Here is a 16,835-nt window from a genome sequence, read left to right on the forward strand (position 1 = left end):
CAGGAATGAGGCGCTGGTATATTCTTATAAAATCATCATAGACCTTATATATCAAATCCTGTAGCTCCTCAAGATGATAACCATCATGTGAATTTAAGAAGTCTACTAAGCTCTTCAGCTGAACAGAGTCCAGTTTCATAATTCCTGCACTAAAAGAGAGATTATCCAAGATATCTTTTTTGAGTGCAGAATAAAACCCATGAACCTCAATCATATGAACAGCTCTCAATACCTCAGACTCATCTCTGCACTGAAAGTATTGTCCGGAGAATTCCTTTTGTATCTCCTGAACAAGGTATTCACTATTACTTCTGAAGAGGTCAATGATTCTTTTATAGCTCTTCCATTTCTTTTCTGTTGCATTAAGCTGTGATACCGCTTTTCCGAACTGCTCATATGAATCATCCGTCTTCATACGATTCATATAGCGGATAAACGGAGTAATGACGACTTCTTCCAACGCCGCTGCTTTGCCTTGTTTCACGGTCGGAAATTCACCAGAGCATTCAACCATGTAATCAGCTTCAGCATCCGGGATTTCATCCGCATTGTCAAAAGAAAACTTTAGCCCCGGTCGGTCTTGTCCTATCTTAACGCTGCCAGATAAGGAAGTACCACATTTACCGCAAGCCACAACAATAGGATGTTCTTCTTGCCATCCAACCTGTAATCGGACTCTGGTAATGCTTCCGCAAACCTGACATTTTATAAATGTATTAAAAACCATGCATTTTCTCCATTCATATTATCAAGCATTAAATCGCCTCAACCTTTGACAGCTCCGCAAGTGCATGGGATTTCACCGTCATAGCCCTAATATGCCTCTGCTGGGATCGATGATCCATCTCTGACAATCTTGATTGTTCCATCATCAGAAATTTCTATTACAGAGACATCTTCAAGCAAATGCCCATGTGCTCGAACATAATACTCAGCCAGTGTTTCCTGCTTGCCACAAAACACTGCTTTTTTCATACAAAGCAGCTTCTTTGTCCCAGAAGGCAGAAAGCCAAAGTAAAATACAGCCTCGTCCAAGCCCATCAACTTTGCGCTCGGAACATTCCCGGAATCAGTCCACGTATAACATTTGCATTCAGCCACGATAGACCTGTCAGCATTGGCAAGATCAAACTTGTGTTCCTTTGGCGGTCTGCCGATAGGGATTGCTGCTTCTTGCTCAAAATATGTATTATATTTTTCTTTGAGAATCGTTTGCACAAATTCTTGGAACTTGCGTCCGACGTGCGGATTCTCAGAATTTAAATTTGCCATCAGTGCTCCTTGTCCTGAGTGGACTATTGCCAATCTACCGTTATATACGGCACAATCAAATCGTAGAACTTCTTTGACCATTCTGCATGGAACTTTGCCATCTGCGGCCAGTCATCCTCGTTTTCAATGCTCACGTTATCAAGCTGAATAAATACCTTTGAGGATTTGATATCATCTCCACGGTTCCACTGAAGCTCCGTTCCCAGCTTCGATTCAATCTCGCTTTTATGCTGGTAAAGAGCATCAAACGCTGCTTTATTCTCTGATCTCTCCGCTCTGGCAAATACGACCTCTGAACGTGCAGAGTCAAAATTCGCAACACAGCAGAGGTAGAAACCTCCAATGCCAAAGAAGCCGTTTATCCAATTGTCCGTACTCGGATTTACATTGCTGAAAGAGCCAGGATTACCATGAGCCTCATGGATTTGTGTTAGGGCATACGTCCAGTAACGTTTTCTGAGCTCAAACCTCGTTTCAGAGGAATCACCGCTTATACTGAGATGCTCTCCGGCCATAGATAACGCTGTCGTGATCCGGTCAAAATGGTCGATGATCCAATCAAATATTTTCGGCTGCTCTGCTGGATTGAATACATCAGCCTTCTCCTCAATAACGATGGAACGTGTTGTACCTGTCGATTTTGAGTATTCCCAATTTAGGTTCTCATCAAATTCGGCCTCAATCTGGTCTTTTAATTCCTTCAGACGGTTATAGGTATCCACATTATAGGTGTAGATGCCCATCTTGATTCGTTTACCATAGGGAATAGAAAAGAATAAGTGATAACCGTTCGCGCCTATGTGCACATCGTAATATGTACGACCAGCAGCTTTCTGTTTTGCTATATCACTTGATCTGCCGTGCTCATAAGCATAGTTTACGAATTCTATCCAGAATTGTAGTTTTTGATCATCTCCGGAGCCTTCTGCACTTTCTTCGGATTCCGGTACGTTTGCCGATACTTCCTCCAACTCCTCCGGGATTTCTCGTCCATCTTTGACGAACGAAATGCCGATCAGCTTTTCCAACTGTTCTTCGTCGAATTGCAGGTTCCATCGTTCCTGCATGAAAACGAGGAGCTTTTCAGTTCTGCTGTATATCTCAAATGCAGTCCAATCCTGCAGCTTGGATACCTCTATCTCTGAGTGAGATCCATTCTCGTACCCGCGACGTCCTGTGGTTTTGGAATGCTTCTTATCCTCAAAACTATCATTCTGCAAAGCCGAGTTTACGCTCTGAGACAACGGCAGAAGGTTCCCAAGTGCTCCGGAAAGCATCTTGATTTCTGAATCCTTAAACTGCCGGTACATATTACGCCAGTAATACTTCGTCGGTGTCTGAGGGAGAATATGCTCGATAGACACTTTATCCTTCTCGGACTTTGTAAACATTGACCACGTGCAGAAACGATCTATATTATTTTTCTCTGCCAACTTAGCCTCATATTCATAAAAGAAGTATCGCAGACTGTTCCAGTCGTAGTAGCCATTCCCTGTAGAAAAATATTTCTCAATTCTGGTGACAAAGTTCTGCGTGGCAAAATCGATATCGTTCGTTGTCCTGTCATATATCTCTTTGCAGAGCTCATCCACATCCGTTTCTTTCACATACACCTGACGTGCAGCTCGATAATAATCACTGCTGCCATAGGATGCATTAAAATTACCCAAGCGAAATGCAACAAAGATAAAGCGCTCAACTGCTTCAAAGATTTTAACTCTGCTGTTCGCAGAAATATCCCGCCGACTAATGACCGCAGTAACCAGCGGCCTGAAATGTCCGATGCCGATACGGTTAAGCCTATCGACTCGTTTTTGCTCTTCAGGAGTAAGATTAACACTTTCAAATGGGAAATATGTGTCATACCAGTACTTCGCCATATCTTTGAGGCTATTGACATAGTCCTCAATTTCTTTTGGCTGGAGTTTGGATACCTCTATGATTTCCTGTTCTTCTGTTTCAGTAACTTCCGTGTCTTCTGCATCAGTGACATCATCGCTGATAACCGACTCGGCCTCTGTCTCAACCAGAACGGGTGCCTTTTCAAATATGCCCTTTGAAGAGAACTTGCTTAGCAGGAATTTGATGTAGTCATCGCCACGTTTACGGGAATACCTGAAGTAGATAATCCAATGGGCACGCAAAAAGTCATCATCGGAAAGAGGAACACTCTTGTTCCTACCAAGCTGATAGTAGACTTCCTTCCAAGCGTCATTTATCTTCTTACGGAGGGCAGACTTGTCCTTCTCGTCAAACACCTCATCATCATAAAGCGTGGTCAAATAGATCAGTCTGTTTTTCAACAATTCAAGATTCGTCAGCTTCTTACCACGATTGTTCATGGTCTCGAAAGCTACAAACACATCGTAATCATCGTCGATTTCATGGAGATTAAACATCAGGCGCTGGGTGAGCTTCTTGTACAGAGTATTTACTGCCTCAAGTCCGCCTTCTCCGGACTCCTCATATAGCTTTCTGATGTTCTCCGCAAAAAAGTTCTTTGCAAACTTCAGATTTTTTGTATAGTAGGTCTCATTCACTGCACCGGAATACGGCTCATCGAACACCTTATATTTCATGTATTCCGCGCTGGGATTATCGACCTCATAACCAAAAAGGTATGTTGTTACTACTCCATTCGGTGGTCTTTTTCGGCAGATGTATTTTGAGACGATCTCTTCGACCGTTTCATACCCCAGCGTGATTTCCTTATCAGACTTGCCCTTGTTCTCATCCAAGCTGCGCACGAATCCCACAATCTCGTTCAAGAGAATGACGAACGTGGTAATGCGCTGCTGACCATCGACTATATGGCAAGGCTTATATCCGTTCTCGACCAGCCACAGATCTTCACCCCAACTGATGGTCTCCTTGCCTTTTAGAGGCTTAAGGGACAGGAGGCCTGTATAGTGATACCGATCAGTCTGAAGATTTACAAGGTCATCCCAAAAATCCACCAACTGCTGCTGCAGCCATGCATAACCCCGCTGATAGTCCGGTATCCGGAATAATCTATTTTGAAAGAGCAGCGACAATGGCTGCAGCTCATTTGCCATAATGTATTCCCTCCAACTTCCTGCTTTTTCGCAATCGAATTACTCGTCCTGATATTCAGCCAGAGCATCCGTATCGATTGCCTTAATTTCAAACGTTTTCCTCGTTGACACACAGAAGTTATACTCAATCATCAGATTTGCAAGTCTCTCACCATCAATCAGAATAATGTGATGAGTATTTGCGTAATCCTTAGCCTTCTGCGAGAATTTAGCTGATGTAACAAAAAGTCCATCACCGTGCTTCCCGGCAATCGCACCTACAAAGCTCTGAATGTCCGGCTGTCCAACGACTCTATCCGGTGCCCATTCCTTAGCCTGCATATAGATCAAAGAAAAGCCGAGCTTGTCCTCCATGATCACGCCATCAATTCCATCATCACCGGAAGCGACTGTTGCATGACTTCCGTAAGCCACAGTTCCATATCCCATCTTCGAAAGAAGATCAACAACGAGCTTTTCAAAGGTGTATGGTGAAATTTTCAGAACTTCACTCAACAAATCAGATGCAAGGCTTGCATTAATCTGCTTGTATGCGTCTTCAAGCTGGTCATCGGGTGTAAGATCCGTCTGCTTTGAAATCACAGGCACTGTATCATCTCCATTTGTAGGATCAGAGGCGGATGCAAAATCTACAAATGAAGGAAACTGTTCCAGATATTTGGAATCTATTTTCTCCGGATTTTCTGCAACCACCTTCTTTCCAGCTTCTGTAATAACAATAGTAGCGCGGGCAGGACTATCAAGGAGTCCAGCTTTTTTCAGATAAGTCTTCGCCCATCCGACCCTGTTTTTAAACACGGTTTGCCTGCCGCTCGGAAGCATTTCTGCGAGGTCTTCCGCTGATAAATTTAGCTGTTGAGCTAACACGGCAGTAACGTCTTTAATTTTATAGACCTCACCGTCTTTTACTGTTGTCAATAAAGGCTTCATCAATTCATCGTATTTTGGCACTGCCATTGTTAGTCCTCCTCCTTGACTCACTGAAGATCTGGATCACTCCCAAGAGGTGTAATTCCGTTTTCTTTGAGCATTTCATTTATTTCATAAATCGTATTCTCAGCGCAGGCCGCTAAAACACATTGATAAACGTAACCTTCGTTTTTCATCGAATTCAATTTAAAATCCGTTTTACCGAGAAACATCTCAGCTTCTGGCAAAGGCAACTTCAGACCTACGCATAATGCAAGAACTGTCTGAACTGAAGTCGGGTATTCCTCATCATTTCTCAACCGCTGTATGGTCTTTTCGCCAACAAGCGAGCGGTCTGCCAATTGCTTATTTGAGAGCTTTTTCTCTTTTTGCAACGCGACTAGTGTCTCTGCAAAAGAGCCGGGATATCTGCGTAATGCTTCAGAACGTCGCTTTGCGTTCTTGATCTGATCAAGAAGTGCCTTGTTGTGTGCATTAAGCTCGAAGGAATACTCGACCTGATTTTCAACTGGCGCTGAATTACGCATAAACTGCGTGTAATACCTCGCCCCTTGATATTTCGATTGATAACTATATCCCTTCGAGAAGACGACGCAGCACTCATCCATGTGCGAGAGAGCATATTCTGACAGCGTAGCATTCCCGGACTGATCTCTCGATATGTATTTCTCGTTATTGAGAACGAGATGACGATCTGCAAAAATAAACTGTCCGCTGTCAATCAGCTTCTTAAACTCACGATCAAAGCAGTACGCCTTAAACAAATCGGCATAGGGAATAGTGAACGTCTGATTCTTATCCAAGGCACCTGCTTCAAATGAATATCCGCGAACATACTGACCATCCACAAATGGATATGCGCCCTCGGCTTTGGAATATCCCAGATCCATCAGGCGAACCTTTGCGGCCTGTCTCGACACATCGAACAGCTCCGCAAGTTCATCAATGACATTCTCGTAGGCTGCAATGCTCGCATCATCAGCCCCGCCATAAACTGCAAGGAGCTGATCTGCCTTCAAGCGCGTCGGTTTCGCAGGCATCAAGATTCTTGGAGCGACGCCTTTGGCTTGCCACTCCATCCAGTCTACAGCCTTCCATTTATCTGAATCCATGGAATTAGCGGCTATCTGACATTGAATTGCTTTTCCCAAATTGTCATCGGCACCTATCATTTTCATCAGCACGTGGTATGGCTGATGACGATGCCAATGAAAACACTCATGTGCCAGCGTAGTACGCTTTGTTCCTACAGATCTCTCATAGGAAACGCGCGGATCAAGGTATACGGTTCCTCGTTTGGCATTGCGAATTGTAATCTTCCGGTGCTTATCGAGAACATTCCCGTTGTCAAATATGATAGTCCCAAAGTAAGTAAGATCATCCGACAGAGGGACATCTTCGATAACCTGTAGTTTCATATCGCTGGCTATTGTCTCGATTGGAACCCTCATAGGTTTTTCCAACGCTTCAGGACAATACCTTGTTAGGAACTTCTCCGCCTCGTCTTCAAACTGTTCGCGGGAAATAATAGGTACTAGCTCTCCGGACAGGCGGTCATTATCAGATTCCTCTTGCGTCTCACAATTACCAACAGACATGATTCGGAACCCACTCATATCGATGCCAAGAGTAACCTGACAATGAATCTTCAGCCAGCGCTCATTAAAATAACCCTTGCGAGATGCGGACGGCATTTCGACATCGCATGATGCAATTACATCGAAAGCAATCACGCCATCCTCAAGCTGCTCAATATGGATAACATTCTCAATTTCCATATCAATGACCGACAGCCTTTTCGCGTCACCAGAATGCTCCTCTTGAATATAAGCTATGGCCGCATCCCGGATGTCATCATAACGGGATTGGTCGATCAGTTTCTGCAGTGGACTTTCATCCTGCGCCTCATAGTAGTCCAGTCTGCTGTCGTTGAGTTCTTTACGAACCTCCCGCCAGTTTGGCATATACCTGTCCATGTGCGCGATGAATGTGGCGTCATGTTTTCTTGTAAGCAAATGCGTCAGTTCATGCAAAATAATATAATCGAGGCAAGCATACGGCTTCTGAGCAAGCTGCAGATTAAACCATAGTTTCTTTTTATCCGTGCTGCAGGCGCCCCATTTTGTGACCATATATTTTGTTTGCCAAGAATCGCATTTAAGGCCTGTCTGTGCTTCCCACTTGGGCAGGCGCTTTTCTATTTCTTCTTTTAGAATCTTTCGATATTCCTCTTTGACATAGGCATCCCGTTGCTTTACCGTGCTTTTTGCACTCATGGAAAGGACAATATTCTGGTTCTGAATCTCGAAGCTGTTCTTCTGATTGTCCGGCTTAAAGACAAGGAAGAACTGCTTTCCCCAGATATACATCGTCTCACCGGAAACATACTGCCGCCTCGATGCCCTTGGCTGTTCCTGAAACTGCGCAATAGCCCTCTTGATAAAGCCCAGCTGAGTTCTGGCATAAGCCTCTATAGCTTTATCGTCCACGGATAAAGGCGCAGAAATTACCACATGTCCATCCGGCGGCTTCACCTGAAGGTGCATATTCTTTATATTCTTTTTTTGCACATCAATCGGAATCCCGGAAATGACAATGCGCATTAATACTCCTCCTGCTTCTCAATGATCTTATAGATGCGTTCCACCTCGGAGTCATCACCCAGAATCTCAAAGAGAGCCTTTTTTATTCTCCTGACAACCACCTGATTATCCCTGAAACCAGACAGTGCCTGCTTTTTCACGGCCTTGTGAATGCGAAGAGCAAGTTTCTCGTCCTCGCCGGTGTTGTCATAAATGGCCATGAGCGCTTTGCTCTTACGGATGCTTTCCGGATATTTATCGTTATCCTCCGGGCAATCAACATCCTTGGCCAACTTTATATATTTCTCAAGCATCTCAGCGTAGTCAAGAACTCCCTGCTTACGCTCTTCGATGAGCTTATCAAGGATTTCTGACATCTTTGCGTAATAGCGCGGATTGACGGTAACCTTTTCGATAACCTTCTTACGGATGTTATTCTCGATGGCCTCTGCTGCACCTTCCTTGTGGCCGCTATCACCTTCACCGGTAAGCGTTTCGCCCTGTTTTGCTACGAAATCCAATAGGGTAAGATCATCAAAATCGCCAATCTTCTCAGCATCCGCTGCCGTGATATAGTTATCGATCATCTTTCTCATATCAGGCTCATAGGCCTTCAAATCTAGGAAATCACCACTGGCCGTACCGATGGTTTTCTTCAGCTCAATGTAGAAAGTGACCTTCTTGTCATATTCATTCAGTTTGCCAGATGAGATATCATCAACCAGATATGGCTTTGCTTCCGCGAAAGCTCTGACAAGACTGCTCACCAGACGATAGAGTTTTTCTCTCAAGCGTGCATAAATCTCGTCGCTCTCCTCCGACTGACCGGAAACACCACAGAAATAATGGATGTACTGGATCTCCCCACGAGGTTCCTCGACACCTTCGCAGAGTTCTTCGACGGCATCATACACTTCCTCAAAATAGGATACCGTAGCATCATGGCGATCCTTAACAAGTCCTTTTACATCCTCCGGATCATATCCTTCAAAAGCGCCGGAAGTATAGTCCTTCATTGCAGTCTGGAGCTGTCCAAACAGCTGTTTGTAATCCACGATATAACCGAAGTCCTTACTATCATCAAGACGGTTGACACGGCAAATCGCCTGAAACAGGCCGTGATCCTGCATTCTCTTGTCGATGTAAAGGTAGGTACAAGGAGGCGCATCAAATCCAGTGAGCAGCTTGTCCACGACGATAAGGAGCTTCATATTTGCAGGCTCCTCTACAAACTTGCGCTTTGCTTCCTTTTCAAATTCCTCCACCTTCGCCTGAACCGATCCTGCATTCGGAAGATCAGACGGATCAAGTCCCAGCATCTTCAAATATGTCTCGTATTTGAGGAAAGTTTCGGTATCATCCTCATCGCTGACGGTGTCAGTGCGCAGTTCACCCTTGTTCGGTGTATAGGAAGATATGATGGCGCACTTCTTAAAGCTCATCTGCTGAAAAATTTCGTAGTACTTGCAAGCCGTAGGAATACCATCAGCCACAAGGATGGCATTTCCATTGCCGTCCATCAGACGAGGTTTCATGTTAAAATCCTGAATGATGTCCCATGCCACTTTTTCCAGACGAGAGCGGGAGCTGTATACCTTCTGCATCGTGCCCCACTTCTCTTTGAGCTTTGCCTTAGCGCGAGAAGAGAGGCCTCTGGTCTTTACATCAAACCACTGGTCAACACGATCCTGTGACGACAAATCTTGCGGAACATCACGGTATTCATATCGCAAATCCAGCACGACGCCATCGGCAACGCCTTCGTTATATTTGTAAGCATGGATGTATGTACCGAAAACTTCGATACTAATCTTTTTATCCTTTTTCAGCAACGGAGTACCCGTAAAGCCAATAAATACTGCATTCGGCATGATAGTCTTCATCGCCGTATGGAGCTTACCGGACTGTGTTCTGTGACATTCATCAACAAATACTACAAGATTCCCCTTTGCCTCAAAATCAGCAGGGAGGGAGGCTTTCAGTTCTTCAATATACTTTTCGTAATCGTTCTCCGTTGCTTCTCCGCCACGACGGCCAAACTTATGCACGAGGGAGCAGATCAGCGAATCATCATATACATTCAAACGATTCAGCAAATCTTTACCGCTCTTGGTACGAGCAATATTCTCATCCACACCAGTGAATGTTTTTTCTATTTGCTCATCAAGCTCATCTCGGTCTGTCACGATAAGGACACGGGCATTAAGCTCCGTCCAATGTGTCAGAATCCATTTTGCAAGCCATACCATTGTCAGCGTTTTGCCGGAACCCTGTGTATGCCAAAGAATACCCCCCATCGGTTTATCCGGATCTCTGTTCGGATTGTGAAGCTCTGTCCTCAGATTATTGAGCCTCTGCTGAGTGCGCTTGATGCCAAAATATTGATTGTACCGGCACACTTTTTTGATACCTTTATCAAAAACAACGAAATTCATGATAAGGTCGATAAAACGTTTCTTATCGAACATGGCATATATCTGCTTCAGGAGTTTATTCTCGATGCCTTCGCAGATTTTACTGATACGAACATCTACTGGATCACGCTCCTCCTCATGTTCTTTGAAGCCGTCATCCTTCCACTCCATATAGAACTTTTCTCCGGTCAGAAGCGTGCCGTAGCGCAGGCCTTCCGATTCGTTTCCGGCCATACAGAACTGCATGGTAGTAAAGAAGCCTCGAATAAAAGAGTCCTTCTGGTTTGTGAGATTCTGGCGGATGCCTTCGGACACGGAGATGCTGCTTCGTTTTAATTCAATAACGGCCACAGCAATACCATTCAAATAGATGACAAGATCCGGCCTCTTCTCCTGCTGCTCAACAACAGTTACTTCCTCAGCGATTGCAAAGTCATTATTCAGCGGATTTTCTTCATCAATAAGTTGCACAGTCACCGGAGGCTTTTCAGGACTTTCACTAACCGGAATACCGTACTTTAAGCGAGAGTATACAGTTTTATTCGCGTCATATAACCCGCGTGAAAGATTACCCGCTTCCTGCTGAAGCTGCATAACAACAGCATCAATCAGTTTGTCTGCATAGCCCTTCAATCGAAGGTACTGGCGCAGGCGATCTTCCTTGATGTTCTTATTCTGATAATCCGACAGGTTACCGATATACTGATAACCCAAGATTTCCGGATCTTTAAAGAGGCGGATCACTCTTTCCTGTGTTTTGATTTCGGCATCCCCAATACTCATCTTACAGACACCTCCTTACATCAATCTAACCTTGCCGGTCAGCAGTTCTTCCATCATTCCTTGCTTTATTTTCTGGTATTTTGATAGCTTCTTTTCGAGTCTATGGATATCTGAATCCATGTCAAAAAGGATACCAGCTATGGCTTCTTGTTCTTCCTTCGTTGGTGGTACATATAAGTCGAACTTCACAAGATCTTTCTGATACAAGTGATTAATCGTCGACCCCGCTGACAGTTGCTGAAGGAAATCCTTAAATACTGACGACTCTAATACGTAAAACATAAAATGTGCTGTATATGCATCCGTTATAGGCTTTACAAGAAATACGCCACTATTTAGTGTCGCCGGTTTGGTTAGATCAGCCACATATGCAACTTTTCCAATGGTACCGTCTTTTGTAAGCAGGAGATCGCCGTTTGAGACTTGAATATTGGGATCTTGCTCATACCTGTTGTAGTCCACATAATGACAATCATTCCAGTTAATCTGACCATCCTTAAAATCTGTACCAGTAATCAGGTATGAATAACCTTCATCCAAATACTCCGCAGTGGTCAATCCCTGCCATCCAATACGCGCTTTAAGTTTGGAGTTCTTTGAAAGATTGATTTTTACCCAACCTCCCGAAAATCCATCCAGTCGTCTATTACCAGTGATAAGCATCTGCAGTGTTCCCTTACGGATATCCTTCTTCTTTCGAATGATTTTTTTCAAATTCTCGATCAAAGCATCTACATCAGACAGTGCATTTACAATTTTTTTCTGCTCAGAAGTTTTAGGGAGAAGTATCACTGTATCTCCTAATGAACCTTTGGAAACAGATGAAACCTTTGTCCCATGAATATATCCTGAATCCGTGAACCTAACCTAAAAATAAAATGAAATCGGTAAATAAGAAATATGAGGCACTCTTTGTACCAATTTCATGCCAATAAAATATTGTTTTCGATAATCATACACTTTGAATCAAACTACTATCCAGCCACTTAGGTAAAATTTCTCTAAAATTGCCATACCTTAACTAAGGCTCATCGAACCATTCCAATGGCAAGGAAAATGTAGGATATCTTTCGTTTATTTTGCAGCTTGGAATATCCTGCTTATTTGTGAAGCTGCGTTCCTCCAGGGATTACTCCGCCCCAGATCAAGTCTCACCTGCCTTGCATGCTTTGTCACAACCCCGGGGGTCATGATGATCCGTTCAACTACCGTGCGTAGCCTCCGGCGGTTTACGGGTCTTTTCATGGGGATATCGCTGATCCTAAGTGATGCCTGTCCAATCATCCGCAGGAGATTGTAGGCCAGCTGGATCAGTTCCAGGACAAGTTCGTTTGTTTCGAACTTTCCAGATGGAAACTGCTCTGCACATAAGTCCGTCTTGATTTCACTGTGGTACTGTTCCATTTCTCCATGTTTATGGTAAAGCTCTATGATGTCTTCGTCCGAAAAATCTACATTGACGGAGTACATATCACAGTCAATTTTAGGGCTGATATAGTACTGCCCATCATGGTCACAGGCACGCTCTGTTATATCGTAAATGGTTCGGATTCCAACGGTCTTCCTGCTATGGCCGGATTTTGAACTGGCATCAGGTACATTATAAGATACGTCCCGGAATGTCTGCCCAATGTATTCCTTTTTCCCTTCCCGTGAAGACTTTACATTTGTGCATACACCGCCTACTTTGTCCAGCCACTCCTGCGGATTCTCCTTGCGGATGTTGCGCTTAATGATGAAATGCACCCTGTCCCCCCGGAAACACTCTTCCATGAAAATGCCGATATTATCCGCAGAATCGTTTCCGGAGTCGAGACGAATCAAGAGTGGTTTGTCCGTAATCTGACGGGCAAGTTTTAATACTTCGACCAGAAAGTTTGGTGTCCCTTTCTGGCAGTGCTGTTTTCCCTCCCGTAGTTCGCATGCAATAAGGTATCCTTCTGTCCCAATGTAGGCGAAGATAGGCGCATAGCCATCCTTCTTTTTATAAGTTCTCGAAATGCCTTCCTTATTGCATTTCTCATCAAGGAAAGGGCTCACGTCGATGTCGATTGGTATATAGCCATTTTCCAATGCAGACGGTTCCACGCCAAACTTTTTGAACAGATCCACATTGATCTGACGCAGCGCACCCTGCATACTGGCGCCGATTTCGTCCATACGCTGCCGCATGGTTGGCTCCGATGGGATATGGCGCATATGGAAAGCATTGCAGAAAAACTCAGGGTCATCATCGGTTTCATGGATGGATTCGAAGTCAGCGTTCCCACAGAGTATACCGATAAGCATGGCCTTTAGTACATCACTGTTCTTATATTCCTTGGATGGCGAAGAATATTTGTCAATTTTCGTGTCAAAATCAACAGCTTTTAACATCTGTCCTGGAATCAGCAGACCGCCATAGGGTGTAATCCTGGAATTGCTGAATGTATACTTTATGGTGTTATATGCAAACATAACATGTTCTTTCATGCTCATTTTAGTTGGCCTCCGTGTGTATAAGATGATGATATCATTATACACCGACAGCGGAAAAAAGGCAATAATTATCCACCTATTCGGTGAGCACCATATCTTGGCCGATATATATCAAGATATTGAATTTTAGAAGCATGCCAAAGTATTACTTTAAACGAAGTTCACGGATTCAGGTATATGGCAAGAGCTGATCATGATACAAATGCGAATTCATGTAATAACCCAGCCATTTAGGCACAAATTTGCCGGACTTCACTCTGAAAGGAATTGTATGCAACCCAGCCATCACCGGTTTGTCAGACGTATTTGTAACCTCAGTAACTTTGCCGACAGTTTCATCTTCGGCAGTATCTGCCATTACAACATCTCCATCTTGGAGAGGCTGCGCTGAACTTGATATCCTTACTCCATCATTTATGTACGGAACATCCTCTCTGGTACAATCCAGCACCTCCGGAAATAGGATAAGGACATCGCCATAATGTATATTTTTGAATTGACCACTATCATAATTAAGCTCAGCACGGGAATAAGTGTTGTTGTTCAGGACACGAAAAGTGTCAGAGAAGCTTTGAACATCCCACTCTTCAGGGATCATCCCTATTTCCGTCTTTTTCATTCCCATTTGAATCCCATCCTTTCCAGATGAGACTTTACCTTCGCCTCATACTCAATTGTTTCTTTATCAAGCTCCGGAAGTGTATTCTCATATCGTTCAGCAAGTTCAATAATCCGGCTCGTTAGGCAATGAGAAATCGCAGTATACAAATCGTTTATACCTGAGAAAATACTATCAAACCACTTCTTATTCACAAGCAGGTCGAGAATTTCATCGTCAGTCAAAACTTCATATCTTGCCCGACACTTTTCATCCAGAGCCTTATTTAGATCTTTAACAACCTTATTATAATCAGATACCTTGCTGCAAAGATCTAAAGCTGCCTTCAACTGGTTTACGTCATCCTGCAAACTCTCAGGTACGCATTCTTCTGTACGAATAATATGTAACCGATAGTCAATAGAGCTCTTTGTGATTTTTCCATTTTCGTTGACTGCGCTCTTACAAAGCGGATGTCCAACAAGATATGCTTCCAGCCGCCTCTTCGTATTAACAAGCTGGAGATCCGTGCGGATCACATCCAGCTCTATGGTTTCTTCTGTTTCAATCGTACTTGTCAACTCGACTATTTGGGCTTCGATATCCTTCGCTTTAACTTTTCCGTTCTCAGCCACATCTGCAAGAGCAGATTCTTCGTCTGCACTCTCAATCAAATCAACAAGCTGGGATTCCGTCTCTGCAACAATATTCTCAGCTTCTTCTATAGCATTCTTCTCTTCACGGAAAAAGGTATCTATAACTATGGCCTTTGGAATCAATCTGCCTTCCCATCCGGTGACTTTCATCTCGCCTTTATTCTTGCCCTGCGTGATCTCTTCCTCGATATTGTCTGTCGCTCTGGCATTGGCATAGCCATCCGGTTCGCTTATGATAAGCGACACGTCATCGTTCATGACCTCATTCCAATAAGCTAGAAGCACTTGATACACGTCGTATTTATCAATCAGCGTCAGGTGTTCAAATTCAGCAAGGATATCCTCCGCAAGGCTAACAATTAACTCTCTCGCAGATACATCTTCGTCAAGAGTAGATAACGCAGGATATTCCTTGGCCTTCCAAGCTGCGAAAGCCTCATCAAGTTTCTCGCCGTATTCTGAGAACTCGGCATTTTTATATATCGTTTGACGGATATTCTCATGTTCCACATTCAGGCTGTAATACTTATCGCTAATCGCCGTCAGCAACTCTGCCTTCAGCGAAGGGAACACCTCCCAATACTTAGACAGACTGTCAATATCAACCGCCGGAATACCGCCATGAATATGCGCATAAATATCCTGAATATCCTCCGGATCTGTGGAGTCAATATAGCGAGTAATGTTCAGGTTATACCCGTTTTTCTTTTCGATTTCATCGTTTGGTACGAAACGCGCATACTTTGGATCTGTAGTTATCTGCTCATTAAACGTCGTAATGATTCTATAGATATCACGTTCACGCAAACGATTCTTGTTGCCGTCCTTAACGCACCCACGGCTGGCATCAATCATAAAGATGCCTTGTCGGTTTGCAGCTCCTTCTTTATCAATCACGAGCACGCAGGCGGCTATGCCAGTGCCGTAAAACAAGTTTGCCGGAAGGCTGATAATGCCCTTGATCCAGTGCTTCTTTATAATTGATTCTCTAATAGTCGCTTCGGCATTTCCACGGAACAGAACACCATGAGGGAGAATAACCGCAGCCTTGCCATCTGACTTCAATGCCTTAAGGATATGCATGAGCCAAGCATAGTCGCCGTTCTTCTCAGGAGGTGTGTCCCCATAGCCTTCAAAGCGACCATACTCTTTACCGGCAATACCGTCGCGCCAGTTCTTCATGGAAAAGGGCGGATTGGCCACTATGTAATCAAAACGTTCAAGTACAGAGTTATCCGATTTATCAAGGTACTGCGGATTCGAGAATGTATTACCGCTCTTGATGGTGATTTCAGCCTTGCGATGTAGAACCGCATTCATCTTAGCAAGACCGGCTGTCGTGCTTTCCTTCTCCTGACCATAACCCATGATTGGGAATGGAGCTGCGTCGATAGCTCGAATTAATAGGCTGCCACTTCCACAGGCCGGATCGCATACCGTGGCGCTGGTATCCGTGCAACGGCTGATTCCTACCACATTGGCGAGGATTCTGGAAACCTCTGCAGGTGTATAGAATTGTCCCTTGCTCTTTCCACTTTCCGTGGCAAATTTGCGCATCAAATATTCGTAGGCGTCTCCGATGATGTCATCACCTTCGGCCTTGTTCCGGGAGAAGTCCAATTCCGGGCGCTGAAAGATGGAGATAAGGTCGGTCAACTTATCGACCATTTCCTTACCGCTTCCGAGTTTTTTCTCATCGTTAAAATGTGCAATATCAATAACGCCCTTCAGGTCGGTGTTCTCGTCAGCAAGACGGGCGATAATTTTGTCCATGCCCTCGCCGATGTTCTTCTTTCCCTTAAGCGCGATAAAGTCATCAAAGGAGCAGCCCGTCCGCTTTTCCGGATCGGGATCTTTGTCATGTGCCTTATCGAAGACCTTGATGTCCTCGTAGGCTCCCTTATTCTTAAATTTATCAGTGACATACTTCATGAACAGAAGCGTCAGGATATAGTCCTTATATTCCGAGGAATCCATGCCTCCGCGAAGTTTGTCGCAGCTCGCCCAAAGCGATGCATATAATTGTGTTTTCTTGACAGCCATTTTTTTGCCTGCTCCTTGTCTAA

General features: G+C 44.2%; 9 protein-coding genes. All 9 read right to left on the reverse strand.

What is annotated here, in order from left to right:
* Positions 1-813: 813 nt before the first annotated feature.
* A complete protein-coding gene (locus tag VSQ62_RS20485) occupies positions 814-1,272 on the reverse strand; it encodes a hypothetical protein (protein WP_334636615.1) in 459 nt (152 codons plus the stop codon).
* A gap of 23 nt (positions 1,273-1,295) precedes the next feature.
* Positions 1,296-4,328 carry a DUF4268 domain-containing protein gene (locus tag VSQ62_RS20490; RefSeq protein WP_334636616.1) on the reverse strand — a complete coding sequence of 1,011 codons (3,033 nt, stop codon included), beginning with the start codon at positions 4,326-4,328 and terminating at the stop codon, positions 1,296-1,298.
* A gap of 39 nt (positions 4,329-4,367) precedes the next feature.
* Positions 4,368-5,285, reverse strand: a complete 918-nt coding sequence (locus tag VSQ62_RS20495) for a restriction endonuclease (protein WP_334636617.1) — start codon at positions 5,283-5,285, stop codon at positions 4,368-4,370.
* 20 nt (positions 5,286-5,305) lie between these two features.
* Positions 5,306-7,861, reverse strand: coding sequence for a YgjP-like metallopeptidase domain-containing protein (locus VSQ62_RS20500; protein ID WP_334636618.1), 2,556 nt, complete (start codon positions 7,859-7,861; stop codon positions 5,306-5,308).
* Complete coding sequence (locus tag VSQ62_RS20505; RefSeq protein ID WP_334636619.1) at positions 7,861-11,037, reverse strand: type I restriction endonuclease subunit R; 3,177 nt, start codon at positions 11,035-11,037, stop codon at positions 7,861-7,863. Before VSQ62_RS20505 ends, VSQ62_RS20500 begins: the two co-directional genes overlap by 1 nt.
* 15 nt (positions 11,038-11,052) lie before the next feature.
* Complete coding sequence (locus tag VSQ62_RS20510) at positions 11,053-11,829, reverse strand: restriction endonuclease subunit S (protein ID WP_334636620.1); 777 nt, start codon at positions 11,827-11,829, stop codon at positions 11,053-11,055.
* A 282-nt stretch (positions 11,830-12,111) separates the two neighbouring features.
* Complete coding sequence (locus VSQ62_RS20515) at positions 12,112-13,494, reverse strand: IS1380 family transposase (RefSeq protein WP_120397169.1); 1,383 nt, start codon at positions 13,492-13,494, stop codon at positions 12,112-12,114.
* Positions 13,495-13,684: 190 nt separating this feature from the next.
* On the reverse strand, positions 13,685-14,140 hold the full coding sequence (locus VSQ62_RS20520; protein WP_334636621.1) for a restriction endonuclease subunit S domain-containing protein: 456 nt from the start codon (positions 14,138-14,140) through the stop codon (positions 13,685-13,687).
* Positions 14,131-16,812, reverse strand: coding sequence for a type I restriction-modification system subunit M (locus VSQ62_RS20525; RefSeq protein ID WP_334636622.1), 2,682 nt, complete (start codon positions 16,810-16,812; stop codon positions 14,131-14,133). Before VSQ62_RS20525 ends, VSQ62_RS20520 begins: the two co-directional genes overlap by 10 nt.
* Positions 16,813-16,835: the final 23 nt, after the last annotated feature.

Source organism: Sporofaciens sp. JLR.KK001 (assembly GCF_036941055.1).
Lineage (GTDB): Bacteria > Bacillota > Clostridia > Lachnospirales > Lachnospiraceae > Sporofaciens.